22 protein-coding genes are annotated in these 25,587 nt (G+C 71.2%); 6 read left to right on the top strand and 16 right to left on the bottom strand.

Annotation, left to right across the window (positions count from 1 at the left end; genetic code table 11):
* Positions 1-20: 20 nt before the first annotated feature.
* The 7 genes from C6C15_RS00850 to C6C15_RS00820 all read right to left on the bottom strand — a co-directional run bounded on the left by C6C15_RS00850 (position 21) and on the right by C6C15_RS00820 (position 7,211).
* Positions 21-947: a GNAT family N-acetyltransferase gene (locus tag C6C15_RS00850; RefSeq protein WP_105949036.1), complete on the bottom strand. Its 927-nt coding sequence runs from the start codon at positions 945-947 to the stop codon at positions 21-23.
* Positions 944-1,957: a hydroxyacid dehydrogenase gene (locus tag C6C15_RS00845; protein ID WP_083370977.1), complete on the bottom strand. Its 1,014-nt coding sequence runs from the start codon at positions 1,955-1,957 to the stop codon at positions 944-946. Before C6C15_RS00845 ends, C6C15_RS00850 begins: the two co-directional genes overlap by 4 nt.
* The gene (locus C6C15_RS00840) at positions 1,954-3,039 is read right to left on the bottom strand and encodes a dihydrodipicolinate synthase family protein (protein ID WP_083370976.1); all 1,086 of its coding nucleotides are present in this window, start codon (positions 3,037-3,039) and stop codon (positions 1,954-1,956) included. The genes C6C15_RS00845 and C6C15_RS00840 overlap by 4 nt, the downstream gene beginning before the upstream one ends.
* The gene (locus tag C6C15_RS00835; RefSeq protein ID WP_060923531.1) at positions 3,039-4,073 is read right to left on the bottom strand and encodes an NAD-dependent epimerase/dehydratase family protein; all 1,035 of its coding nucleotides are present in this window, start codon (positions 4,071-4,073) and stop codon (positions 3,039-3,041) included. Before C6C15_RS00835 ends, C6C15_RS00840 begins: the two co-directional genes overlap by 1 nt.
* Before the next feature lie 21 nt (positions 4,074-4,094).
* On the bottom strand, positions 4,095-5,000 hold the full coding sequence (locus C6C15_RS00830; RefSeq protein WP_060923532.1) for a carbohydrate ABC transporter permease: 906 nt from the start codon (positions 4,998-5,000) through the stop codon (positions 4,095-4,097).
* A complete protein-coding gene (locus tag C6C15_RS00825) occupies positions 4,997-5,902 on the bottom strand; it encodes a carbohydrate ABC transporter permease (RefSeq protein ID WP_060923533.1) in 906 nt (301 codons plus the stop codon). Before C6C15_RS00825 ends, C6C15_RS00830 begins: the two co-directional genes overlap by 4 nt.
* Before the next feature lie 67 nt (positions 5,903-5,969).
* Complete coding sequence (locus tag C6C15_RS00820; protein ID WP_060923534.1) at positions 5,970-7,211, bottom strand: ABC transporter substrate-binding protein; 1,242 nt, start codon at positions 7,209-7,211, stop codon at positions 5,970-5,972.
* A gap of 186 nt (positions 7,212-7,397) precedes the next feature.
* Here C6C15_RS00820 and C6C15_RS00815 point away from each other — a divergent pair, with 186 nt between their 5' ends.
* The 5 genes from C6C15_RS00815 to corA all read left to right on the top strand — a co-directional run bounded on the left by C6C15_RS00815 (position 7,398) and on the right by corA (position 12,954).
* The gene (locus C6C15_RS00815) at positions 7,398-8,567 is read left to right on the top strand and encodes an ROK family transcriptional regulator (protein WP_083370975.1); all 1,170 of its coding nucleotides are present in this window, start codon (positions 7,398-7,400) and stop codon (positions 8,565-8,567) included.
* Positions 8,564-9,583, top strand: a complete 1,020-nt coding sequence (locus tag C6C15_RS00810; protein ID WP_060922749.1) for a Gfo/Idh/MocA family protein — start codon at positions 8,564-8,566, stop codon at positions 9,581-9,583. The genes C6C15_RS00815 and C6C15_RS00810 overlap by 4 nt, the downstream gene beginning before the upstream one ends.
* Positions 9,580-10,602, top strand: a complete 1,023-nt coding sequence (locus C6C15_RS00805; RefSeq protein WP_105949035.1) for a Gfo/Idh/MocA family protein — start codon at positions 9,580-9,582, stop codon at positions 10,600-10,602. The genes C6C15_RS00810 and C6C15_RS00805 overlap by 4 nt, the downstream gene beginning before the upstream one ends.
* Positions 10,603-10,865: 263 nt before the next feature.
* Positions 10,866-11,660, top strand: a complete 795-nt coding sequence (locus C6C15_RS00800) for an SDR family NAD(P)-dependent oxidoreductase (RefSeq protein ID WP_105949034.1) — start codon at positions 10,866-10,868, stop codon at positions 11,658-11,660.
* Between the two features lie 292 nt (positions 11,661-11,952).
* Positions 11,953-12,954, top strand: a complete 1,002-nt coding sequence (gene corA / locus C6C15_RS00795; RefSeq protein ID WP_105949033.1) for a magnesium/cobalt transporter CorA — start codon at positions 11,953-11,955, stop codon at positions 12,952-12,954.
* Positions 12,955-13,023: 69 nt separating this feature from the next.
* Here the strand turns inward: corA and C6C15_RS00790 are convergent, their stop codons facing one another.
* Complete coding sequence (locus C6C15_RS00790; RefSeq protein ID WP_105949032.1) at positions 13,024-15,207, bottom strand: S8 family peptidase; 2,184 nt, start codon at positions 15,205-15,207, stop codon at positions 13,024-13,026.
* Between the two features lie 152 nt (positions 15,208-15,359).
* Here C6C15_RS00790 and C6C15_RS00785 point away from each other — a divergent pair, with 152 nt between their 5' ends.
* On the top strand, positions 15,360-15,887 hold the full coding sequence (locus tag C6C15_RS00785; protein ID WP_060922753.1) for a hypothetical protein: 528 nt from the start codon (positions 15,360-15,362) through the stop codon (positions 15,885-15,887).
* 88 nt (positions 15,888-15,975) lie between these two features.
* Here C6C15_RS00785 and C6C15_RS00780 read toward each other — a convergent pair whose 3' ends face one another.
* The 8 genes from C6C15_RS00780 to C6C15_RS00745 form a co-directional block, all read right to left on the bottom strand.
* A complete protein-coding gene (locus C6C15_RS00780; protein WP_105949031.1) occupies positions 15,976-17,718 on the bottom strand; it encodes a DUF7927 domain-containing protein in 1,743 nt (580 codons plus the stop codon).
* Between the two features lie 34 nt (positions 17,719-17,752).
* A complete protein-coding gene (locus tag C6C15_RS00775) occupies positions 17,753-18,424 on the bottom strand; it encodes a hypothetical protein (protein ID WP_105949030.1) in 672 nt (223 codons plus the stop codon).
* A 77-nt stretch (positions 18,425-18,501) separates the two neighbouring features.
* Positions 18,502-19,095, bottom strand: coding sequence for an exosortase/archaeosortase family protein (locus C6C15_RS00770; protein WP_158698492.1), 594 nt, complete (start codon positions 19,093-19,095; stop codon positions 18,502-18,504).
* Entirely contained in the window at positions 19,095-20,453 is a 1,359-nt protein-coding gene (locus C6C15_RS00765; protein ID WP_060922757.1) for a glycosyltransferase family 2 protein, read from the bottom strand. Before C6C15_RS00765 ends, C6C15_RS00770 begins: the two co-directional genes overlap by 1 nt.
* Positions 20,453-20,677: an LPXTG cell wall anchor domain-containing protein gene (locus tag C6C15_RS00760; RefSeq protein ID WP_060922758.1), complete on the bottom strand. Its 225-nt coding sequence runs from the start codon at positions 20,675-20,677 to the stop codon at positions 20,453-20,455. The genes C6C15_RS00765 and C6C15_RS00760 overlap by 1 nt, the downstream gene beginning before the upstream one ends.
* Positions 20,677-21,774: a non-hydrolyzing UDP-N-acetylglucosamine 2-epimerase gene (wecB, locus tag C6C15_RS00755; protein ID WP_234024194.1), complete on the bottom strand. Its 1,098-nt coding sequence runs from the start codon at positions 21,772-21,774 to the stop codon at positions 20,677-20,679. Before wecB ends, C6C15_RS00760 begins: the two co-directional genes overlap by 1 nt.
* 110 nt (positions 21,775-21,884) lie before the next feature.
* Positions 21,885-23,981, bottom strand: coding sequence for a DUF11 domain-containing protein (locus C6C15_RS00750; protein ID WP_105949027.1), 2,097 nt, complete (start codon positions 23,979-23,981; stop codon positions 21,885-21,887).
* Positions 23,982-24,084: 103 nt separating this feature from the next.
* Complete coding sequence (locus C6C15_RS00745) at positions 24,085-25,518, bottom strand: sigma-70 family RNA polymerase sigma factor (protein ID WP_105949026.1); 1,434 nt, start codon at positions 25,516-25,518, stop codon at positions 24,085-24,087.
* Positions 25,519-25,587 lie beyond the last annotated feature (69 nt).

Below are 25,587 nucleotides of genomic sequence, written 5' to 3'. Positions count from 1 at the left end.
AGCGCTCTCCGAGCGGATGCTCAGAAGTAGTCGCCCGCCGTGAAGTGGCGGATGCCGTCCACCCGGGCCTGGCGGCGAAGCGGGCGGATCATCCCGGTGCGGTCGTCCTGCCGCACGGCCGCGGGAGCGAACGCCCGGACGGCGGCCTCCTCCGCGGCGAGCGCGGGGACGGCCAGCTCGCAGGTGCGGACGCCCGCCGCGGCCCAGTCCGCGGCCACGGCCTCCAGCAGGGTGTGCCGCACCGCGGCCGGATCGGCCACGGTGGGATCGGTCGCGCTCTCGTGCAGCAGCCCGATGCCGTCGCGCACCTCCGCCACCGCGTAGCCGACCGTCGCCTCCGCCTCGGCGAGCCGATACAGCGTGGTGCCACGCAGCCGCACCTCCGCCATCGTCCAGTCGCGGTCGCCGCGCACCGGAGCGAGCACGACCACACCGGTGCGGGAGCGCTCGTAGACCTCGCGCAGCGGGCCGAGGACACCGAGTCCTACGCACTCGCGCGCGACCGAGGCGGACTCCGGGGCCGTCCCCGACGCCGCCCACGGCCCGGCGAAAGCACGGGGCATCGAGAAGGTCGTGAAGCCGCTCGACCGGTACACGTCGGGGGTTCCGGTGAACAGCAGGGCCCAGTCGGCGTCACCCGCCGCGTCCAGGGTGGCGGCCACGAGCCGGCGGGCCAGGCCCCGACCGCGAGCCCGCTCGGCGACCGCCACACTGCCGATCGCGTGCACCCGCGCCACACCGCCGTCCGATTCCCGCAGGCGCTTCGGCAGTCCGAAGATCGACCCGCACACGCCCTCGTCGTCTTCCGCGACGAGCGTGTGGCTCAGCCGCTCGTCGTCCACGAGCCACTGGTCCGGCGCGAGGGGCGGTGTGAAGGCGGCCGCCCACAGTGCCGCGAGGGCGGGCTGGTCCTCCGCCCGCGCCGACCGCACGACTACGGCGCTCATGCCATCGAGGAGAGCTGGGCGCGGTCGACGGCGTGTGCGAGCGGCCGCCCCGCAGCGAAGGCGTCGAGCTCGTCGGCGACGATCCGCCCCTGCCGCAGTCGGCCCTCCCTGGTCCCGGCCGCGCGGTGCGGAGTGAGCAGCACGCGCGGTGCCGAGCGGAAGGGACTCTCCGCGGGGAGGGGCTCCTCGTCGAACACGTCGATCGCGGCGCTCAACCGGCCGCGCCGGAGCTCGGCGAGCAGGGCGGCCTCGTCGACGAGCCAGGAGCGCGCCGTGTTCACCAGGCCCGCGCCGTCCGGCATCAGGGCGAGTTCGCGTGCACCGATCAGGTGATGCGTCTCGGGCAGGGTCGGGGCATGCACCGCGACGATCTGCGCGCGACGGAGCGCCTCGTCGAGCGTCACGAGCTCCGCCCCGAGGGACGCCGCCTCCGCGGCCTCCAGGGTCGGGTCGACGAGCAGCGGCTGTGCGCCGAGCGCCCGGAGGAGCTCGAGGTACGCCCGCCCGGTCCGGGAGGCGCCGATGACCGCGATGGGCGCGCCGAGGATCTCGTGCTGCACCCCGACGGCCTCCGCGTCCCACCAGCCGCTCCCGGCGCGCAGCGCGTCGTGCATCTCGGGCACCCGGTGCAGCAGCGCGAGCGTGAAGGTCAGCGACACCTCCGCCACCGACCGGGCCATCCCCGCCCCGGCCTGCGTCACCCGCACGCCGCGGTCGAACAGCTCGTCGGTCGCGAAGGGCTTGATCGTGGCCCCGGTGTGCGCGACGAGCTCCAGCTTCGGAAGGGTGGCGAGCACCGCGTGGTCGAAAGGACCCACGCCCCAGCTCGTCACCACGACGCGCGCCTCGTCGAGCACCGCGTCCGCGAGCCGGTCCACCCGCACGAACGTCCCGCCGAGCCGCGCCGCGACGGCCTCCAAGCGCGCCGCGTCCTCGGGCGAGAAGAACTCCGCGAACAGCTCGGCGGAGACGACCGCGACCACGCTCGGAGCGCCCGTGCCGGCGGTCATCGCAGCCAGGCCTCGAGGTTCTCGGCGATGAACGCGTCGTCGTTGAGCTCCGGATACGCCTGCCGGACGCGGGCGATCTCCTCCGCCTGTCCCGGCGAGAGGCCCTCGGCCGGGTCGAGGCACCAGATGCCTTCGAGAAGCCCCTGCTGGCGGAGCATCTCGTGCACCCCGGCGATGACGCCGTGGAAGTCGTTGCCCGGGTCGAACACGGCCTGGTTCACGTCCACCATGTCCGAGGCACGGCGTCCCACCTCACGGTAGGCCTCCGCGTCTCCCGCCAGGGCGCGATGCACCCGCTCCAGCAGCGCGACCGCCGCGTGCGTGCCGACCGCCCACTGGCCGAGCAGCCCGCCGACGAACCGGAGGGTGCGCCGCCCGGACGGGGAGTCCACGTGGAACTCGGAGAGCAGGTCGGCGACGATCGCGTCGTCGTTGCCCGTGTACAGCGCGATCTCGTCGGCGCGGCCCGAGGCGGCCACGCCCCGTACGAGCTCCAGCGTGCGATAGCGGTCGAAGGGAGCGGCCTTCACCGCGACGACGGAGGGGATCGCGGCGAACTCCCGCCAGAACTCGCGGTCGAGCACGGGTCCGCCGATCGCGGTCTGCAGGTAGAAGCCGACCAGCGGCAGCACCTCGCCGACGGCGCGGGCGCGGTCGAGCAGGGCACGCTCGTCCGCACCCGCGACGCGGGGACTCACCAGCACGGCGTCGTAGCCGAGGGAGCGGGCGAGCTCCGCTTCGGCGACCGCCTGGGCCGTGTCGCCCGCCACGCCGGCGATGCGCACGAGGGTCGCATCGTCGCGGGCGTCCATCTCCTCCGCGGCCAGCGCGAGCACCGGCTCGAAGAGCGCGTGCTCCGGGTCGCGGATCTCGAACTGCGTCGTGTGCACGCCGACGGCGAGGCCGCCGGCCCCGGCGTCGAGGTAGTAACGGGAGAGCGCCCGCTGCCGCCGCTCGTCGAGCGTGCGCGCGGCGGTGAGGGCGAGCGGATGGGCCGGGATCACGGCCCCGCGGGCGAGGGTCGCGGCGGCCTCAGGGCGCAGCGACGGCACGGTCGCCGTCCGCGCAGCGGGGTCGGTCATCAGAACTTCCCGTCCCGTACGGCCCACTTGGTGGGCTTGGCGATCATCGGCAGTCCGTCGCGGATCCAGCCGGCCTGCATGCGGATGAGCTCCTCGGCGGAGACGGACGGGTAGCCGAACAGTGCCATGCAGCGGCGCGCATCGCTGAGCAGCGCGGTCGGCTGCGGCTCGTCCACGATCTCGACCTCCCGCTCGAACAGTTCGCCGAAGCGGTGGGCGATCGAGGAGACGCTGAGCAGCTCCGGACCGGTGAGGTTGATCACGAAGGGGTCGGTGGAGGCATACACCAGGCTGCGCAGCACGACCTCGTTCGCGTAGCCCTGCCAGATCACGTTGACGTTGGCGGTGGCGACCGAGACCGGCTCGCCCGCGTGCACGGCGCTGCCGATGTCGGCGAGCACCCCGTAGCGGAGGTCGACGGCGTAGTTCAGGCGGATGATCGCGACCTTGGTGCCGCGCTCCTGCGCCCCGAACTCGAAGACGCGCTCCCGTCCGAGGCAGGACTGCGCGTACTCGCCGATCGGCGCGGGCGTGGTCTCCTCGGCGGCACCGCCCGAGGCGGCAGGGACGAACGGGTACACGTTCCCGGTGGAGAGCACCGAGATCGCGCTGTCGCGGTACCGGCGGGCGATGCGGTCGGGAAGGGCCGCGTTGACCTCCCACGCCCAGGAGGCGTTGGTCGCGGCACCGAACTTCGCGCCCACCATGAACACCACGTTCGGGGCGTCGGGAAGACCGGCGAGGTCGTCGTTCTCGATGAGGTCGAACGGCACGACGCGGACCCCCGCGGCCTCCAGGCGCTCGCGGATGGCGGCGTCGCCGAAGCGGGAGACCGCGTACACCGCGTCGTCGGTGCGTCCGGCGGCGTCCAGGCCGCGCCGGGCGAGCATCGCCAGGGTCGGTCCCATCTTGCCGCCGGCGCCGAGGATCACGAGGTCTCCGGAACCCTGGGCGAGGTCGGCCACGAGCCCGTCGCTCGGGGTGGCCAGCGCCTCCTCGAGCTCGGCCTCGGAGGCGAATGCGTACTGCGTCATTGTCGTGCGGTTCCCTTCTTCTCAGCCCTTGATCCCGGTGCCGGTGACGCCCTCCTGCACGTACCGCTGAGCGATGAGGTACGCGAGGAAGATCGGCAGCAGCGCCACGACGGAGCCGGCGAGCATGGTGCTGAGCGGCACATCCTGCTGCTGCAGCGACGAGATGCCCACGGTGAGGGTGAACATCGAGTTGGACTTGGCGATGATGAGCGGCCAGAGGAAGTCGTTCCAGTGCCAGAGGAAGACGAAGATCCCGAGCGTCGCGAGGATCGGCTTGCACAGCGGCAGCACGATCCGCAGGAAGATGCGGAACTCGCCGGCGCCGTCGATGCGGGCCGCCTCGAACAGCTCGTCGGGAAGGCCCTGGATGAACTGGCGCATGAGGAAGACCGCCTGCGCGTTCGCGAGCGTCGGCAGGATGAGGCCCCAGTAGGTGTCGATGCCGCCGAGGTTCGCCATGAGGATGAACGTCGGGATCAGCGTCACGTGGAACGGCACCATGACCATCGCCAGGAACGACCAGAACATGACCTCCTTGCCGCGGAAGCGCTTCTTGGCGAAGGCGTACCCGGCGAGCGCGGAGAGGAACAGCACCGCCACGACCGACACGAGCGAGTAGACGAGCGTGTTGAACAGCCAGACGAGGATGTTCTGCCCGGCGAGCACCTGCTCGTACGCCTCGAACGAGATGTCGTTCCAGGGGAGCAGCGAGCCGGGGAGCTCGACGAGCATGCCCGGCTTCAGGCTCAGCACGACCATGGCGTAGAAGGGGAAGAAGCTGAGGATGCCGGCGAGGCTCAGCCAGATCCAGCGGACCGCGATGCCCCAGCCGGTCGGCTCGAGCGCGCGGAACGAGCGGCGTTTCCGCGCGGCGGGACGCGTCGCGGGCGGCGTCGTCTGCGTCGGCGGCTGCAGGAGGGCGGTCATTTCTGCTTTCCGATCACGAGGCGCTGGATGAGGGCGACCACGAGGGTCATGACGAACAGGGCGACGCCCACCGCGGCCGCGTAGCCGTAGTCGAAGTAGCGGAAGCCCTGGTCGTAGAGCATGTAGACGAGCGAGTAGCTCGCGTTCGCCGGCCCGCCCTGGGTCATCACGTAGATGACGTCGAAGACCTGGAAGGCGGCCGTCGTCTCGATCACCGCGAGGAAGAAGAAGGTCGGGCGCAGGTGCGGGAGGATGATCCACCGGAAGCGCTGCCAGGCGTTCGCGCCGTCGACCAGCGCCGCCTCCTCCAGCTCGCGCGGCACGTCCTGCAGGGCGGCGATGAGGATCATCATCCCGTAGCCGAACCGGGACCAGACGCCCACGACGACGATCGCGGGGATCACGAGCACGGTGCTGCCGAGCCAGGAGCCGCCGAGACCGAGCGGGGCCATCAGCGCGGACCACGGGCCGTTGGCGGAGAAGATCCAGACGAAGATCGAGCCGGCCAGCACGAGCGAGGTGATGACGGGGAGGAAGAAGATCGAGCGGAAGAACCGGGCGCCGCGGAAGGCGCGGCGCACGCCGAGGGCCATGATCGTCGACAGCACGAGCGCGATCGGCACCGCGAAGACCGTGTAGATGAGAGTGGTCCCCAGCGCCCGCCAGAACAGCGGGTCAGCGACGAGGCGCTGGAAGTGGTCGAGGCCGCGCCAGGCGATCTCGCCGGAGATGTCGTAGTCGAAGAAGCTCAGCGCCACACCCGCGATGCTCGGGCCGAAGCGGAAGGCGATGAACAGCAGGAAGGCGGGGAGCACGAACAGGAACGCGACGCGCGCTTCCCGTCGGGCGAGCACCCGGGCGACCCGTCCTGCGGGCTTCGGCGCCGTGGTGGCCGTCGTCATTGTCGATTCCTCACGTGGGGGGCGGGAGAGAGGGGGCGTGCGGCGGGTACCCGCACGCCCCCGGGTGTCACTTCTGCAGCAGCGGGGCTGCGGCGGCCGCGGCGTCCTTCAGGGCGTCGGCCGGGGACTTCTGGCCCAGCAGGGCGGCCTGGATCTCCGGCGAGAGCACGCCCATGAGCGCACGGGAGCTGGCGTCGAGCTCGCCCACCGTGGTGTCGGGGACGTACTTCTCGACCTCGCCGAGGAGCGGGTCGTCGGCGTACAGCGGCTCGGTGGTGCTGAGCGCGGAGAAGTAGCCGGCGGCCTTGAGGTACGGCTCGACGACGTCGGCGCCGGTCGCGAACTCGGCGAACGCGGCTGCGGCCTCGGGGGCCTTCGAGCCCTTGAGCACGGACAGCGAGCCGACGGTGCCGTAGGCCACGGACTCCTCATCGGTCAGCGGCGCGAGGACCTTGACGTTCTCCTCGCCCCAGAACGGCGCGACCTCGGTCACGGCGTTGTTCCAGGTGCAGGCGACCTTGCCCTGGGCGATGGCGGTCTGCTCCAGCGGGACGTTGGTGGTGAGGGCCTCCGGGTCGAGCGCGCCCTCCTCGGCCAGGTCGGTCAGGAAGGTGAGCGCCTCTTCGCCGGCCTTGCTGTCGAAGCCGACCTCGCCGTCCTCGGTGTAGACCTCGCCGCCGGCCTGCCAGAGCAGCGGGTAGTAGGTGAGGTTGAGGGTGTTCTCGGCCGACGCCGGGTAGTTGAGGGCGTACATGCCCTTGTCGATGAACGCCGGAGCCATCTCGGCGATGTCGTCCCACGTCTCCGGGTACTCGGTCACCCCGGCGCCCTCGAACGCGGCCGCGTTGCAGATCAGCGGCTGCGCGCTGGTGAGGATCGGGGCACCGAGGATGTCGCCGCCGAGCGTGACCGACTCCTTGACGTTGGGGAGCAGGTCGCCCTGGCGCTCCTCGCTGAGCAGGTCGTTCAGCGGGGCGATCGACTTCTGGTACGCCGCGAGCTGGTCGGGGATGAGGTAGACGACGTCCGGTCCCTTGCCGGCGGCGATCGCCGTCTGCAGGGCCTCGTCACGGTTCGCCCACGGGAAGATTTCGTACTTCACGTTGACGTTCTCGTTCTCCTTCTCGAACGCCTCGATGGTCGAGTCCCAGAAGTCCTTGTGCACCGCCTCGTCGGCGATGACGGGGTAGAGCCAGACCGTGATGTCCTGCTCGCCCTCTGCGGTGTTGCCTCCGCCGGCCGAACATCCGGCCAACAGGGTGGCGGCCGCGACTCCCGCGACGACGCCGGTGATCTTGCTGACGCGCATGGTGCTCCTTTGCGTAAACCGTGCTGAGTACGGTTCATTATGACATTGGCTTTGGATAATTCGTCAAGCATAAGTTCTCAGAGCCTTGTTTCCGCCGTGTTTCTCGGCCGTGAACAACAATCCCCGATCTGAGAATCGGGTGTGCTAATTTGATCGCACCAACGGCGGAGACGAAGGAGGGACCCGATGGGCGCGACCAGTCCGCTCTCGATCGTGGCGCGGTCCGCACTCCGGCTGCGCGATGCCGGACCGGCGACCGTCAGCGACCTCTCCCGGTCGCTCGAGGTCTCCCGCACCTCCGTCGAGAACGCCGTGGCGGTGCTCTCCGACTCCGGACTCCTCGTCGACGCCCCGGCGCAGAACGGCGGCGGCGCGGGGCGCCCGGCCCGCCGCTACTCCTTCCACGCCGCCGCCGGTGTGGTGGTGGGCGTGGACATCGGCGTCGCGAGCGTGCGGGTCGTCGTCGCGGACCTCGCGGGGGTGGTCATCGCCCAGCGGGCGTTCCCCGGCGTCGCGGAGCAGCCCGACGGCCCGGCCAAGCTCGCCGCCGTGATCGACGACGTCCGGGGCACTCTCGCCCCGCTCTCGCTGCCGCGGACCGGTCTGCGGGCGATCGGCGTCTCCCTGCCCGGCATCGTCGACGACGACGGACGGGTCACCACCTCGGTCGTCATCCCGGAGTGGTCCGGTATCGACATCGGCTCGCAGTTGCGCCAGGCGTTCGGCTGCCCCGTGGCGGTCGACAACGGTGTGCGGCTCGCGGCCGTTGCGGAACATCACCTCGGCGTCGCGCAGCTCGTCGACGATGTCATCTACCTGTCGGTCGGCAACCGCATCGCCATGGGCCTCATCCTCGGCGGCCGTCCGCGGCGCGGCATCCACAACGCGGCGGGAGACATCGGCCGCCTCGCGTTCCGGGGCCTGAACACCGAGACCGGGCAAATCTCGTGGCGCACCGCCCCGACCGCCGCCGAGGTGTTCGCCCTGGCGCGCAGCGGGGAGCAGGCCGCCCGGCAAGAGCTCGACGGCTTCATCGACGAACTCGCCCACGGGATCGCGACGCTGATCATGACGGTCGACCCCGCCATGGTGGTGATCGGCGGTGGACTCTCGGCCGCGCACGAGCAGCTGCTCGACCCCCTGCGCGCCGCCCTGCCCGGCCACCTCGGACTGCCGTTCCAGGTGCCCGTCGCGGAGGCACGGCTGGGTGCGGAAGCAGCCGCCCACGGCGCCGTCGTGCACGCGTTCCAGCGGCATCCGGGCGACATCTACGGCATCGAGGACATGCCCGCCCCACCGATCACCCCCCTGCCGCACGACCCCGCGGCCGGCGTCGACCCCGAGGAGAAGCAGTGAGCACGTTGAAGGTCGGACTCATCGGCGCGGGCGGGATCTCCCGCGTGCACGCCGACGCCTGGCGGGCGCTCGGCGTGCAGGGCTTCGTCACCTCGAAGGAGGGCGCGGAGGAGATCGCCGCGGAATACGGGTTCGAGGTCGTGGCGGACGTCGACGCGCTCCTGGAGCAGGTCGACGTCGTCGACATCGTCACGCCGAGCAGCACCCACGCCGACTTCGCCCTTCGGGCCATCGCCCGGGGGATCGACGTGATCTGCGAGAAGCCGCTCGCCGCGACCGCGGAGGCCGCCGCCGAGGTGACCGCCGCCGCAGCCGCCGCGGGAGTACGGCTGTTCCCCGCCCACGTCGTGCGCTACATGGGGGAGTACGCCCGGATCAAGGCCGGCATCGACGCCGGGCAGATCGGCACCCCTGCCGTGCAGCGCTTCCGTCGCCTCGGCGCCGCACCCCAGGCCCCCTGGTTCTTCTCGGAGCGGGCGGGCGGCGGCGTCATCCGCGACCTCATGATCCACGACATCGATCAGGCGCTGTGGTTCGCCGGGCCGGTCGACAGCGTCTACGCGGTGCAGAACCCGCCGACGGTCGACGACCGCGTTCCGGCCCCGGTCACGGCGCATGTCGTGCTCACCCACCGCAACGGGGTCATCAGCCACGTGCACGCGAGCTGGGTGCAGCCCGGCATGCCGTTCCGCACCAGCGTCGAGGTCGCCGGATCCGAGGGGCGCCTGCGCTACGACAGCGCCGAGGACCACACGCTGCGCACCGACGCCGTGCTCGTCGAGGGCGCGACCGACTACCTCCCGCCGATGTCACCCGAGGAGAGTCCGTACTACGCGGAGATCGCCGACTTCGTGGCCGCCATCGCGGAGGGACGCGATGCCGCCGTCACCCCGGAGGACGGCATCCAGGCGGTCGCGGTCGCCGAGGCCGCCTACGCCTCGATCGCCTCCGGAGCCCCGGTCGCCCTCCCCGCTTCGTCCCCCGCCGTCGCCGTCGCCGAGGAGGCCACCCGATGACCGCTCCCCGCCCGCTGCGGATCGCCGTGCTGTCCTTCGCGCACACGCACGCCCTCAGCTACGTGCACGCGCTGCAGCAGCTGCCCGGTATCGAGCTGATCGCCGCCGACCCCGACGGCGCCTCCGCCCCGGACGACGCTCCGCGCGGTGCCGCCCTGGCCGCGGAGCTCGGGGTCGCGTACGTCGAGACCTACGACGAGGCCTTCGCCTGGGGCCCGGACGCAGTCGTGGTGGCCGCCGAGAACTCCCGTCACCGCGCCCTCGTCGAGCAGGCCGCCGCGGCCGGCGTGCACGTGCTGTGCGAGAAGCCGCTGGCGACGACGGTCGAGGACGCGATCGCGATGCGCGACGCGTGCGACCGGGCGGGCGTGCTGCTCATGGTGGCGTACCCGGTGCGCTTCTCCCCCGCGGTGCGCGACGCCGTCGCCGAGCTGCGCAGCGGACGCCTCGGGAAGATCCTCGGCGTCACCGGCATCAACAACGGCAAGCTCCCGCAGGACCGGGCCTGGTTCACCGATCCCGCGCTCGCCGGCGGCGGTGCCCTGGTCGACCACGTGGTGCATTGCGCCGACCTCCTCGACGATCTCCTGGGCGAACGGGCGCAGACCGTCCGCGCGGTGTCGAACAGCATCCTGCACGGGGAGCGGGACCTCGCGGTCGAGACCGGGGGCCTCGTGACGATCCAGTACCCGAGCGGGGTGATCGCCACGATCGACTGCTCGTGGAGCTGGCCGCTGAGCTCGCCGACCTGGGGCGGCCTCACCCTCGAGGTCGTGGCCGAGCGCGGGACCGTGACCGTGAGCCCCTTCGCGAAGGGCGTGGCCGGACACGATGCCCACGGCGAGACCTGGACCCCGGTCGGGGCCGACCTCGACGCCCTGCTGCTCCAGGAGTTCGTGCAGGCCGTGCGTGCGGGCCGTCAGCCCCAGCCCGACGCCGGAGTCGGCATCCGCACCGTCGAGATCGTGAAGGCCGCGCAGGAGTCCGCTTCCCGCGCCGGCACCCCCATCCCCCTCTAGCCCCCCGCCCGCACCCCGCCCACCTCGCGGGATCAAAATCGCTCCCACTCCCGTCCCCCCAGGCCCGTTTCCCGTCCCGCACGTGCCTCGTCCCGCCGTGCGGGATCAAAACCGCGCCTTCCACTCCCGTCCCCGGCCCGTTTCCCGTCCCGCACGGAGACGGCATGTCCCACTCCCGCCCTTCCCGTGGCGGAGAGCGGGCGGGCATGAAACCGGCGCGGCGGGCGTTGTACCCCACGCCGCAGCGACACGGAGGAGACATCATGCGCATCGACCTCGCCGGGAAGACCGCCCTCGTCACGGGTTCCACCCAGGGCATCGGACTCGCCATCGCCACGACTCTGGCCGATGCGGGAGCTCGGGTCGCCGTCAACGGCCGGAACCCCGAGACCGTGTCGTCGGTCATCGCCGCGCTGCAGGAGGAGAACCCGGACCGGAACCTCGTCGCCGCGCCGGGCGACGTCACCACGGAGGACGGCGCCGCCCGCGTGCTCGCCGCCACCGGAGACGTCGACATCCTCGTCAACAACCTCGGCATCTTCGGGGCCACCCCCGCGCTCGACATCTCCGACGACGAGTGGCGCCGGTACTTCGAGGTGAACGTGCTCGCCGCCGTCCGGCTCATCCGCGCGACCCTGCCCGGCATGACGGAGCGCGGCTGGGGTCGGGTGCTCGACATCGCCAGCGACTCCGCGGTCGTGATCCCGGCGGAGATGATCCACTACGGGATGTCGAAGACCGCGCTGCTCGCCGTCTCCCGGGGGTTCGCGAAGGAGGCAGCCGGCACGGGTGTGACGGTGAACTCGGTGCTCGCGGGCCCGACCCACACCGGCGGCGTGGAGGACTTCGTCTACTCGCTCGTGGATCCGCAGCTGCCGTGGGAGGAGGCCCAGCGCGAGTTCATGCGCGTGCACCGCCCCCAGTCCCTGCTGCAGCGGCTCATCGAACCGGAGGAGATCGCGAACATGGTCGCGTACCTCGCGTCCCCGCTCGCCTCGGCGACGACGGGTGCCGCCGTCCGGGTCGATGGCGGCTACATCGACGCGATCGTCCCCTGACCCCTTCGAATCGCGCACTTGGCGGCATCTGCGGCCGGAATGGGGCCATTCGGGCGATTCGAAACGGAGGAGTAAGCTGGCCCCGGAGAAGCACGGAAAGGCGGTGATGGCGATGTCCGACGATAGTAACGACGCCGCCCTCGCTGCGTCGCGCTTCCCGGCACCCACGCGTTGAGCTCCTGCTCCGCGTCCGTGCCTCTCGCCTCGCAGTCATCGGCGGCGTCTCCCGCCCCCTGACGAATCCGCACGCGAGACAAGCGTCTCCGTGCGCCCGCGAGAACGGAGCCGCATCATGACGCTCATCGACAACGGCGTGTACGTCCACGGACGTCGCGTGGAGACCCCGAAGAACCTGGACGAGACCTACCGGATGCTGGACGCCGCCGGCGGGATCGCGTGGATCGGCCTGTACCGACCGAGTCCGGAAGAGGTCGCGTCCGTCGCCCGCGAGTTCGATCTGCATCCGCTCGCCGTCGAGGATGCGCTCTCGGGGCATCAGCGCTCCAAGGTGGAGCGCTACGGCGACACGCTCTTCGCCGTGCTGCGCCCCGCCCGCTACCGCGACAAGGAGGAGTCGATCGAGTTCGGTGAGCTGCACCTGTTCATCGGCCCCGACTTCGTGGTGACGATCCGCCACGCGGAGTCGCCGAACCTCGCCGCGGTCCGCCGCCGGATGGAGGCCAACCCGGAGCTGCTCGCGATGGGACCGGAGGCGGTCTTCTACGCGATCCTCGACGAGGTCGTGGACGAGTACGAGCCCGTCGTGGCGGGCCTGGAGAACGACATCGACGAGATCGAGGACCAGCTCTTCGGCGACAGCGACGACGACGCCCTCTCCCGCCGCATCTACGAGCTCTCCCGCGAGGTCATCAACTTCCAGCGCGCGGTGCACCCGCTGAGCAGCATGCTGGAGTGGCTGCGCCGCGGATCGGAGAAGTACCGGATCGACGAGGAGCTGCAGCGCTCCCTCCGCGACGTGCTCGACCACACGATCCGCGTGAACGAGCGGGTCGACTCGTTCCGCGCGATCCTGGAGAACGCCCTGACGGTGCAGTCGGCGCTGGTCGCCCGGCGGCACTCGGAGGCGGGGCTCGCCCAGAACGACGAGATCAAGAAGATCTCCTCGTGGGCGGCCATCATCTTCGCGCCCACGCTCGTCGGCACGGTCTACGGCATGAACTTCGACGTGATGCCCGAGCTGCACTGGGCGTTCGGGTATCCGATGGCGATCGGGGCGATGGCCGCGTTCGCGGTCGGGCTCTATGGGGTGTTCAAGTACAAGAGGTGGCTCTGACACGCAGGCCGTCACGCCGGTTCAGGCCATCGCTTCCGGAAAGCGCCTGAACCGGCGTGCCCGCCTGTCTCATCGAACAGCGATCACGGGGAAGGCCGGCTCGTCGCCGGAGGTCGCGGGGATCTGCAGCTGGGCCTTCTCCGCGGATTCCAGCGTGAGGGTCCATCGCAGCCCGCGGGCCGTCCGCTCGACCTCGCCCACCGTCGGCACCGGGACCTCGACGTCCCCGAAAGCCGTCAGATCGATGTCGACGACCGCCCGTCCGCCCGCCGCCCCGGCGTTGGCGAGGTCGAGGAGGATGAGCGTGTCGTGCGTGGCCCCGGGCTGCGGGGAGAGCTCGACCGAGTAGCCGATCGCCGACTTCGTGTGCACCGAGAACCGCACGGGCGCCGTGAGGGCCGAGGTGTCGCCGCCGACGATCGTCCTGGCAACGACCTCATACGTCCCCTGCGTCAGCGGTGCGTCCACGGTCCAGGTGCCGTCGTCGCGCACGGTCACGAACCGCAGGAACGGCGTCAGTTCTCCGTCGCGCACGTCCACGCGGACCCGGGAGCCCGGGACGCCGGTACCCGAGATGGTCGTCGTGGTCGCGGTGATCGTGGCCCCGGCCTTCGGGGTGAGGATGGTCGGCGTGGCCGGGGAGGTGCGGATGACGATGGGAGCCCTGGCCTCGCCGGCGATCAGGGTGCTCGGCCCGGCCGGAGCATCCGCGGGGACGGGGAACACGGTCGCGAACCGTCCCTGCGCATCGGTCTGCACCGGCATGGTGGCGGTGCCCACGCGGAGCTCCACGGTGCTCCGCGGCGGATGCCCGCTCCCGGTCACCCGGAAGGGCTGCCCGGTGAGCGCCACGCGGGAGTAGACCCCGACAGCGGGGACGGAGGTACCGATGTCGGCATCCATGAGTCCGGCGCCCACCCGATCCGGTCCCTCGTCGGCGACGCCGTCGGCCGTGGCCCTGATGCGACGCGTGACGTCGTCGGGAGTGAGCGTCGGGTCGGCGGCGAGCATGCGAGCGGCGAGCCCCGCGACGTGCGGCGAGGCCATGGACGTACCGGGGAACAGGGCGTAGATCGAGCCGTCGTCCTGGCGGGTCACCGCGGACCAGACGACTCCCGGGGCGGTGACGGTCACCTTGCCTGCGCCGTAGTTGGAGAATCCGGCCATGACGACGGCGCCGCTGGTCTCGTCCTGATCGGCGGCGGCGACGGAGATCACGTCCGGCAGTCCGGCCGGGGCCTTCAGGCAGGAGGAGTCGACGGCACGCGGCTCCGGGGCCCCGTCGTCCGGGCTGAGGACGTCGGTGGTCATGGTGGCGAGGTCCTGGCTCTCGTTCCCCACGGCGGCGACGTTGACGACGCCCTGCTCGTGCGCATAGGCGTACGTGCGGCGGAGGGCTTCCAGCGCGGCGGACTGCGTTTCCTCGCCGGCGCACCAGACGTACCAGGGGTCGACGTAGTAGCTGTGGTTCACGACGGGGATGTCGTGTCGGACCGCCCACATCGTCGCGCAGATGCTGGCTTCGGGGTAGATGTGCCCGGTCTGGTTGTCGACCTTGATGGCGGCGACTCGCGCATCCGGGGCGATGCCGCGGACGCCGAAGCCGTTCGCGGCGCCGGCGATGCTCCCTGCCACATGGGTCCCGTGGGCACCGACGAGCCCCGCGCCCGGCTGCCACGCGGCAGGCCGGGTGTCCGGGACGCCGTTGACCCCGCACCCGACGGAGAGCGCGGGGTCGATGCGGTCGGCGAGGTCGGGATGCCCGGCGTCGATGCCGTTGTCCGCGACCCCCACGACCACGCCTGCGCCGCCCGGGGTCGTCGCGCCGACGGCGACGGTGTCCCACGCGGTGCCCTCGGCGGGCATGGCCTCCGGCTCCTCGGTGACCCCGGCTGCCGATACCGCCGGCTCGGGAAGGCGATCCGGCGTGGTCGACGTGCGGGTGGGGCCGACGGACTGCACCCACGGCTGAGCGCGGAGCTGCGCCGCGAACTCCCCCTCGGGCGCCCGGACGACGGTGACCCCGATCTCCGGGTATGAGATCAGCAGCGTCCCTCCCGCGTCGGCGATGGCCGCGCGCAGCGTCTCGTCGCTCGCCGCACCGGGGGCGGTGTTCACGACCCAGTTCAGGGCGGGGGCGTCGGGGGCGACCTCCGCCGCCGCCGCCGGAAGCGCGGATGACGGGATCGCCAAGGCGAGAACGGCGCCGACGGCGAGCGCGACGCCGATGCAACGGGAGAGGGGACGGGTCACAGCAGCCTGCCTTTCGAATGCGGCCGGGGGCCGTCGAGTCGGGATGGTCCGGTGAACAAGAGGCGGAGGGGGCGGATCGATTACGCGCGTCCGAGATTCCGGTCGCGGAAGAACCAGGGCCCACGGCGGGCGAGATGCGCGAGACTGGAAGCATGGCGCTCGATCTCCTCCTGTCCCGCATCGTCGAGAGCGGTCTGCTCGAAGACCCCGTGTCCGAGAACGGTCTCGTCTACGGCCGGGCGAGCCTGGATGCCGCCGGCACCGTCGTGAACGTGAACGTCGACCCCGAGCTGGAGGGCGACGAGACCGCGGAGGACCTGGATCCGGACGAGCTCGTCGCGGCCATCGCGCGCGTGCTCTCGATGAGCGAGAAGCGCTGGCGGGCGATCGTCGAGGAGGTCGCGCTCGACATCGAGGACGCGGTGCAGGACGAGCCCGTCGTCGAACAGATCGACCTGCGGGACGACCTCGAGGCCACGTCGGTGGTCGTGTTCGCGGACGCCGTGCTGCTGGCGTTCGTCGCCCCCAAGCAGTTCCCGGAGTCGCGCATCCTGGTGCAGCTCGATGAGGAGCTCGAGGTCGACGGCATCGAGGTGCGCGAGCCCGACGGCACCGAGGTCATCGACGTCGACACGCTCGACGAGCTGATGGACCTCATCAGTCGCGCCGACCGCGACTGACTCACTCACACGCGGAAACAGGCGAACGCGCGAGCACAGGCCACCCCCAGAAGAGGGGCCTGCACCCGCGCGTCCGCCTGAGTGCCGGCTAGCGCGCGCTGCCGTAGTAGGTGACGTTCGGGAAGGCGAAGCCGTCGCCGTTCCCGTTCCAGACACCGGTGAAGGTGATCACGACCGTCTCACCGGAGGCGAGGGGTCCCTTCCAGTCGATGCTGTCGCCGCTCACGGTGACGGTGCCGCGGTTGGCCGTCACGCTCGACGGGTTCCAGCTGGAATCGTCGAGGATGCCGGCCAGCGTGTACGCGATCTCCGCGTTCGCCGAGTCGACATTGCCGTTGTTGCCGAACTCCATCCGATACGTCACGGCCTGACCCGGCGTCGGGTCGGTCGGGTTCGAGTTGAACGTGTACTGGAAGAACTCGCGCTTGACGGTGTCGGTGTCGGTCGCGCAGACGTTCGCCGCGTTCCCGGCGACCGCGCAGGCCTGGTTGGTCAGCGCCCCGGGAGGAGCCGACTGGTTGACCTTGGCGTTCACCTTCAGCGTGACCGACTGCCCGGGCGCCAGCGTGCCGAGGTTGGCGGTCACGTTGCGCCCGGAGGCGCTCACCGTCACTCCCGACGGGCCGCTGCCCGAGACGAAGTCGAGACCGGCCGGGAGCGGGTCGCTGACCACGACGTTCGTGGCTGCGCCGTCTCCGGTGTTCCGCACGACGATGTCGTACGTGAGGTCCTGGCCGAGCGTCACATCACCCTGGCCGTCGTCCTTGCTGATGGTCAGCACCGGCGTCGTCTTCTTGGTGATGGTGGTGTCGTCCCAGTCGCACGCCTGGTTCGTGGAGGTCGCCACGGCGCACGCGTTGTTGCGCAGGTTCCCGATCGGCGTCGCATCGCCGACGGTGGCCTTCACGGTGATCGTCGAGGACGCCCCGGGAGCGAGCGACGGGATGGTCCCCTGGACGCGCTGCCCGCTGACCGAGACCGTCCCGGTCGTGCCGGCGGTGTACGCGGCGGTGATCCCGGTGAGCCCGGCCGGCAGGTCATCGCTGACGACGACGTTGCTCGCCGCACCGGTGCCGGTGTTGCGCACCACGATGTCGTACGAGAGCTGGTCGCCGATCACGGCCGTGTCGCGGTGGTCGTCCTTGTCCACCGTCAGCGCGGGCGCCGTGGGCTTGTCCACGTCGATGTCGATGCTGTGCAGGTCGCTCGGCACCTTCGTCCACGTCGGCACGAGCCCGAGGAACGCGCCCTTCGAGCGCATGCTGAGCTGGAACTCGACCTTCGAGACCGTGCCGTTGACCTGGACCGTGCCGGTCTTGGCGGCGAAGGAGGTCGAGGTGATCGTGTTCGACGTCACATCGAGGTTCCCGCTCACGGCGCTCAGGCTCACGCCGGAGGTCTTCAGCGTGTACTTCGCCGACGACTGCACCACGCCGCCGATGGAGTAGACGTCGCCGCCGAGGTTCGCGAGGGTGATCTTCGGGTTCGTGACCTGCTGGCCGAAGTCGATCACGACGTTCCCGCGGACGCACTCGATGCCGTTCTTGCAGGGGAACCCCTCGTTGAGACCGATGACGTTGAGGCCGAGCTCTCCGCCGTCGCGGACCGTGGCGAGGTTGACGACGTCGCCGGAGCCCTTGATCTGCACCTTGTCGGTGGTCGTGATGCGGGCGGTCGCGCCGGCGGCCGACGCGGTACGGGTGTCTCCCGATCCGCTCCAGCCGTTGACGTCGGCCGCCGAGGCGGCGGGGGCACCCGCGAGGGCGCCCGCCGCCAGAGCGGTGAGCACCCCCACGGTCAGCGCACCCCGAAGAAAGGATGTCTTCTTCACAGGTCTCTCGTCCTCCGTTTCTGTCCGGCGCCCGTCACCGGTTCGCCGAGGGACGACGGCGCAGCGCGAACGCGCCCGCGGCTCCGACGGCGATCACACCGGCTCCGGCCAGCCCGACGGCCGGATCGGCCACCGGTACCGGGGGACGCTCGGCGAAGGTGTGGCCGTAGTTGTAGGTGAAGCGGTGGTCGTCGGTGAAGACGCCGCCGGTGTAGAGCACCTTGGCGCTGTTGGTGATCTGCGGACCCCAGTAGTCGGCGTCGACGGTGAACGTCGCCATCGGGGTCACGATGCTGGTGCCTCCGTCGTGCGTGACGTTGAAGGTCCAGACGACGTTGCCTCCGACGAGCTGACCGCCGCTGGTCGCCGATGCGAAGGTCGTGTGCGCCGGCACGGGCAGGATCACCTTGTAGACGCCGTCGATCTGCTCGTCGTTGACGAGCTGCACGATGGCGCCCTCCTTGATCTCCGATCCCGGCGTCACGCCCGTCGCAGCCGTCTGGGTGGCTCGACCCAGGTAGCCGCGGGTCGAGGCCTGGCCGTCGACGTCTTCCGTGCTGCGGACCGAGGAGACCCCGCCGCTCGACGTGGTGCTCGGGGAGTCCGGCTCGTCGGCGGCCATGGCCCCCTGCGCGCCGAGGAGCGAGCCCCCGACGATCAGCAGGCCGACACCGGCGCTGCACGCGGTCTTGAGGATGCTCTTCATGATGAAGCCTCTTTCTTGATGTGGACACGACGAGCAGAGTGCTTCGCCGCGAATGAGACGGAGGGGGCGACGGTCGATTACGTCCGGGGACGACGAGTATTCCGGCGCTGAGGGGCACGGACTCCGATGATCAGGAGCATGACGACGAGTCCGACGACGTAGCCGAGCACGCCGACGAGCGACCCCACGAAGACATGGCTCACCTTGTACCCGGGATCGAGACCCCAGGTCTGGGTGGCCCAACCGATCAGCACGAGCCGCAGCATGTTGACCGCGAAGACGATGCCCCACATCGCCGCGAGCCCGCCGAAGAGCCGGCTCCACCGCACGCGGGTGAAGGCGAGGATGACCGCGGCGACCACGGTGAGGGGGAGGCCGATCAGGAGCGCCGTGCACTCGACCGTGATCTGCAGGGCGATCAGGTCTCCGGTCGGGGTCCAGACGAGGTAGTGCTCGCCGATCGCTGCACGCTGTCCCTCGACGAACGGCGAGAGCAACCACGTCGCGGCGACCGCCTCGATGGCGCGGAAGGAGGTGTTGACCGCCAGGAGCGCTCCCCCCGCGGCGAGCATCAGCAGCGCCACGACCACGCGCGCGGCACGGTTCGGCGGCGACACCCGATCCAATCGGCGAGCGCGGAGGGCGGGCAGGGTTTCGGTGACGGCGGTCATCAGGCCTCCACGGCGACGGATCCGTTGACGACGACGTGGGCCTCCGCATTGCGGCGTGTCTTGGCCCATCCGTTCTTGCCCCGGACGATGCGCAGGAACGCCCGCGCGATGCAGATGTACATGTAGTAGACGTAGAGCCACACTCCGAGCCCCCACCCCAGCGCCGTCAGCCAGCTCGCCTGGGGTTCGCAGCGGATCTTGTAGACGAACCCCCAGACGGCGAACGGGGCGACGGAGAAGGCGAACAGCAGTCCGAGGACGCCGAGGGTGTCGCCGAGCGCGACCTGGAAGAGCTCCGGCTGCTGCACCCAGTACCCGACCTGGGCCCCGAAGAGGATGAGGAACGAGAGTCCGCCGAGCATCTGGAGGAACGGCAGCACGAGGTAGTACACCGTCTCGATGACCCCGGCGTTGTCGACGTACGGCGACTTCACCACCTCGCGGATGTACTTGACGCACTGGATGTTCCCCTGCGCCCACCGGGTGCGCTGCGTGAGCAGGCGACGGATCGACGGAAGCGCCTCCTGGTTCACGTGCGTGTCGTAGACGTGGCGCACCTGGTAGCCCGCCAGCACGACGTGCACGCCCAGCTCGTAGTCCTCGAGCAGGGCGCCGTGCCACGGTTCGCCGAACGTGTCGCCGATTGCGTCGAGCACGGAGAGCCGGGTGAACTGCCCGTTGCCTCCCAGCCCGACCGTCCCCGTCTTGGCCCGCAGCGACTGCATCGCGGCGATCGTGGTGCGGAACTCGAGATCCTGCATCCGCAGCAGGAACCGCGCGAACATGTTCGCGAACCGACCACTGTGCGGGTACGGCTTCGGGTCGTCGCGATTCTTCATCCACACCGCGATCTGCGCCGCCCCCACGCTCTCGTCGCCGAAGATGTCGTCGGCCGCGCAGATCTCGAGGGCGTTGGGCTCCATCTCGCCGTCCGCGTCGATGACGACGACGACGATCCGATCATGGTCGGCGTCGGCGGGGAGCCAGCCGAGGAGCTGATGGTAGGCGGCGTTGAGGGCATCGCCCTTGCCGGTCCGCGCCTGGGGTCGCCGCCGCTGGACGAGATGCACGTGCTCGTCGGCGTCGGCCCAGCGGGTGACGATCGCCGCCGTGGCATCCTCGCTGTCGTCGTCGATCACCCAGACGTGGGCCCCGGGGAAGTCCCGCCGCGCCCGCGACACGGTGGTGTCGATGACCGCTTCCTCGTCCCGACACGGGATGAAGAAGTGCCATTCGAAGTGCGCGGGGTCCCCGGGAACGGTCTTCGGATAGCGCAGATAGGGGATGAGGATGAACAGGACATACGTGACGAACGCGACGCCGAGCAGGACCGTGAACGCGTTGAGCACCGGGAACATCAGGGAGTCCTCCCCCGCACGGGATCCTCTTCCGGCGCGACGGATCGGCGGATCGGGCGAGGAGCCGGCGACGATCGCCGCAGCAGGCGGGTGCGCAGGAGCAGTCCCGCCCCCACGGTCACCGCGATCCCCGCCGCCATGACCACGGTGGTCATGGATTCCGGCCCGGTGGCGGCAAGGGCGCCGACCGTGGCGAGCGGGGTGGTCAGGGCGTTGCTGTACATCAGGACTCCTCGGTGCGGGGCGGGGCGACGGTGGAGCGGATATGCGCCGCGATGCGCGCAGTGGCCTGGCCGTCACCGAAGGGCGACGGCACGGTGGCGAGTCGGGCGAGGGTCGGCTCCACCGCATCCAGCAGGGTGGCGGCCGCAGCGGCGAGCTCCTGCGGTGAGACCAGCCGCGTGAAGGAGCCCAGCGCCTCGGGGCGCTCGGTCGAGTCCCGGACGACGAGGACGGGGCGCCCGATCACCGTCGCCTCCTCCTGGATACCTCCGGAGTCGGAGACCAGCAGGGCGGCATGCGCGGCGAGCGCGAGGAACCGCTCGTAGGGAAGCGGCTCCTCGGCGATCAGCGCGTCCAGGAGATGCGTGACGTCCAGCGTGGTGAGCATCGCCCTGGTGCGTGGGTGCACCGGGAACACGACGGGCCACCCCGATGCCGCGATGGCATTGAACGCACGGAGCGTGGCCAGGAGGTTCTCCGGCGTGTCCACGTTCTCCTGGCGGTGCAGGGTCGCGAGGACGTAGCCGGCGCGAGTCAGTCCGAGCTCGGCGAGCACCTCGGCATCGCCGTCCGCCCCGGCGCGCTGCGCACGCACCGCCTCCACCACCGGGTTGCCGGTGACCAGGATGCGTGCATCGTCGATGCCCTCGGCGAGGAGGTTGGCGCGGTTCGCCTCGGTCGCCGCGAACAGGTCGTCGGCGATGTGGTCGACCATCACCCTGTTGTGCTCCTCGGGCATCCGGCGATCGTTCGCCCGGAGTCCTGCCTCCACGTGCCCGAGGCGGACTCCGGCGGCGTTCGCGGCCAGAGCGGCGGCGAACGTCGCGTTCGTGTCCCCCTGGACCACGACGTACCGCGGCTCGAAGCGCGTGACGGCCTCGGCGATCTGCTCGGCGGCGCGCCCGATCTGAGCGGCCCGCGGGAGACCTCCGACGTGCAGCTGGAGGTCGACCCGCTCGATCCCGCAGGCCCGGAGGAACACCCGGGACATCCCCGGGTCATAGTGCTGACCGGTATGGACGACGAAGGCGGCGTCTCCCAGTTCCCGGACGAGGGGGGCGAGTTTGATGATCTCGGGACGGGTCCCGAAGACGATCATGACGGAGCCTTTCGGCAGCGGAACGGACGAAGTGGACTGTGAGAAGTGCATTTCTGGGTACCTCGATCAGCCCCCGGAGGGAGGTCCCCCGTGGCTGACGCGATCAGTGGTTATCGGTGGGTCGCGCGACGCGCGGAGACGATGAGGAGCAGAGCCCCACCTGCCAGCAGCGCGATCGCGGGGAGGACGGAGAGCGGCGTGCCGCCGGTCTGGGCAAGCCCTGCGGCCGCAGGGGCACGGACGACGGTCGCTGCGCACGACCACTGCGCGTCGTCCGCGCAGGCGTGCGCCGCCGACAGCGGCGGCAGCGCCGGAAGGCCGGACAGGTCATCCGGGACGGCGATCCCGGCCTGGACCGCTGCCGCCCGCAGACCGGCGATCATCGACTCGTCGTAGGCCACGGTGGCGCGGTTGACGATGGTGCCCTCCGCGTCGCGCGGCAGCTGGGCACGCAGGGTCATCGTGGCGGACTCCCCCGGCCCGAGCTCGGGCACCACCCAGCCCACGCGGTCCTGCACGGCGACACCCCCGGTCGAGGCGGCGATGAACCGTGCGCCGTCCGGGAGATCGTCGACGACGGGGATCTGGGTCGCGGTACCGGGGCCGACGTTCGACACGGTGATCGTGTAGTCGAGGATGGATCCGGCGACCGCCGCGGATTGCGCGACCGTCTTGTCGATCTCGAGCGAGGCGAGCGCGGCCACCGCGGTCAGGGCGCACGCCTGCTGCGGGTCGTCAGGGCACGGGGTGGTCACCGTCGGCGCCGGGGTTCCGGCGGGCGCATCCGCAGGGTTCTGCACGGTGGCGCGGTTGAGGAGCTGCGCCTCGTCCAGGCCCCCCGGGGTGGTTCCGGTCACGTGCAGCGCGACCTCGCCCCCGGCGGGGACCTCGGGCAGCGTCCAGCGGACGGTGCCGTCGGCGACCACGCCGCCCTGATCGGCCGAGACCGCCGTCAGGGCCGGCGGCAGGAGGTCGGTCACCGGGACGTCGGCCGCCGGACCCGTGCCGGCGTTGGCGACGACGAGGGTGTATGTCAGCACCTCATCGTGTCCGGCGACCTGCTTGTCGACCGTCTTCGCGAGCGACAACGCCGGCAGGGCGGCGACCGTCGTGGCGGCGCAGGCGGCACCCGCGTCGTCCGCACACGGCGTCGCCGACGTGGGTGCGGGCGTCTCGGCCGGGGCATCGGCGGGATTCTTCACCACGGCGCGATTGACGAGCGTGCTGCCCGCACCCGCGCGATCGACCGTCCCGAAAACATGCAGGGTGCTCGTGCCGCCGGCAGGAAGGGCGTCGATCGTCCACGTGACCGTGCCGTCCGCGACGACGCCGCCCTGATCGGCCGTCACATCACGCAGCCCGGCGGGAAGGGTGTCGGTCACGGGCACCTGCCGGGCGTCCGCCTCGCCGGAGTTCCGGACGGTGATGGTGTAGTCGAGGGTCTCGCCGGGCGCGGCGGCCGCCTTGTCCACGACCTTCGCGATCGAGAGACCGGCGAGCTTCGGGTCCGGTGTGGCGGTGGCCGTGATCCCGAGCGCGTAGCCGTCGGTCGCCGTCGTCTGCATGCCGCCGAGGGCGAAGCGGGCGACGTCGAAGACGATGCGCGTGATCTTGGTGCCGGGGACGGTGAAGCTTCCGCAGCCTCCGGGGCGGGAGGCTGCGGTGCAGGAGATGCGGAGGTCGCCACGGACGTACCCGTCGCCTCCGTCCACAAAGGTCGCGCCGTCGGAGACGACCGCGCGGGTGGCGCCGCCGTCCGCGGAGGCGAAGCGCATGCCATCCGCGATGGCGATCCCGCCGAGCCCGGTACCTCCGGTCCCGGCGCCGAACTCGGCGATGTGGATGGCGGGATCGTCGACGGGGCGGTCGAACGTGATCGTGAGCTGTCCCTCACCGCACCGCGACGCCGTGCCGCAGTTCGCCTTCGAGTGCACGTCGAGCGTCGCGAGGTCCTTCGCCGAGACACCGGCGGCGTACATCGCGTCCGTGCCACTCCAGGAGCTCAGCGTCTTGCCCTCGCCCCCGAAGATGCGCGAGCCGCCCGACAGTGTCGCCGTGGCGACTGTGCCGTCCGGCAGCGTGAACCTGCCGGTGTTCGCGTCGACGATGGTCGCCGCTCCCGACGCGGCGGTCGCGGGGGCCGCGGCGACGACGGCACCGAGGGCGAGCAGCAGTCCGAGCACGAAGGCGCCCGATCGTTTCCTCATGGCGATGTGATTCCAATCTCGATCTCTTCATCCGCTGGTATCCGGAGATGGCGGACTCCTACAGGACAGCGAGGCGCAGGGGTGATTACGCGCGGTTCCGAAATCAATCCACGATGACCACCTCGGCCGTCGCGGCCCCGGAGACTCCGGCGATGTTGGACTGCGCGAAGCTCAAGGTCACCGCGGTCCCGGCCGGGACCGGGTAGGCGTCGACCTCGAAGCTCGCCTGCCACCGTTCGTTCGCCGCGCAGGTACCCGCCGCGAGCGTGGCGCCGTACGCGGACACCGTCAGGTCGGCGCCGGCCTCGCAGGCCACGGTGACAGACAGGAGCTTGGTGCGTGAGACCTGGCCCGGGACGGAGATGAGGACCGGCGGGCTCGGCACGGTCGCCTCGGGAACCGGGTCCGGCGACGGCTCCGGATCCGGATCCGCCGGAGGCTCCGCCGGGGCCGGCGGCTCGGATTCCCCCGGAGGCTCCGTCGTCTCGGCAGGCGTCGCCACCGGGGCGGGGGCCGCCGAGGGCGATGCCGTCGGGGTGGGCACGCTCCACGTCACGACCTGACTGGCGGCGGGGGTCGCGACCACCGCGGTGCCGCCCACGACCGTGGCGACGACGGTCGCCGCCAGAGTCGTCGCGGCGACCGCGGTCACGATGGCGACGGTGGCCTTCGCCGCGGCGATGCCCGCGACCGGAGCAGCGATCGCCGGCGGTAGCGGTGCGGCGCTGGCGGAGAGTCCCGCCGAGGTCAACGACTGCCAGATCTGCGCGCCCGCCCCCACGGCGATGCCGGCGGGGAACAGGACCGACAACATGCGCGAACTGGCGTGACGGGCTTCGTCGGCCTTCGCGCGGCAGTCGGCGCACTCGTCGAGGTGGGCGTGCACGCGGGCGGTGTCTCGAGGCGTGAGTCGCTGGCGGGCGTGCGCGCCCAGCTTCCCCATCGTCCACTGGCACTCTCGCGATGCCGGCGGACGAGCGGCGACGTGCGCGGTGATCCAGGCCTGCCGGAGCCCCTCTCTGGCCCGGAAGGCGAGGACCGCGGCGGCGCGCTCGCTGATGTCGAGGCGCTTGCCGATCTCGTGCATCGACAGGTGCTCGACCTCGCCGAACCACAGCACGTCCTGCCAGCGCTCCGGCAGGGCCAGGATGGCCTGGGAGACGAGAGAGGCGTCGAAGTCGGCGTCCGCGGCGGCGTCGGTGCTGTTCGGATCCTCCACCGCCTCGATGTACTCGATCGGCACTTCGCGGCGGGCACGGCCCCAGCTGATGGCGAGGTTGCGCATGGTGGCGAACAGGTAGGGCTTGAACGCGGCCGTCGGCCCCTTCCCTGCCTGGATCGCCTGGTAGATGCGGGTGAACGACTCCGCGACGAGGTCGTCGGCATCGGCCGACCACCAGTAGCTGCGCGCCACAGCCGCGGCCGCGGGCGCGTACCGCTCCCACAGTTCCGCATAGGCCTGCTCGTCCCCCCCGCGGACGCGGCCCAGCAGGTCGGCATCGCGTTCTCTGTCTTCGTCTCTGCGTTCGTCGCTCATGGTGTTCCCTTCCCCCAGGGCATCAGTCGGCGAGGTGACGGACCTCGCCCGTGCGTTCTCGCGCCGACG

This window comes from Microbacterium sp. str. 'China', assembly GCF_002993305.1.
GTDB classification, from domain to species: Bacteria; Actinomycetota; Actinomycetes; order Actinomycetales; family Microbacteriaceae; genus Microbacterium; species Microbacterium paraoxydans.
Note: the sequence above shows the minus strand (reverse complement) of the source record. Positions and strands in the feature narration are given on the sequence as shown.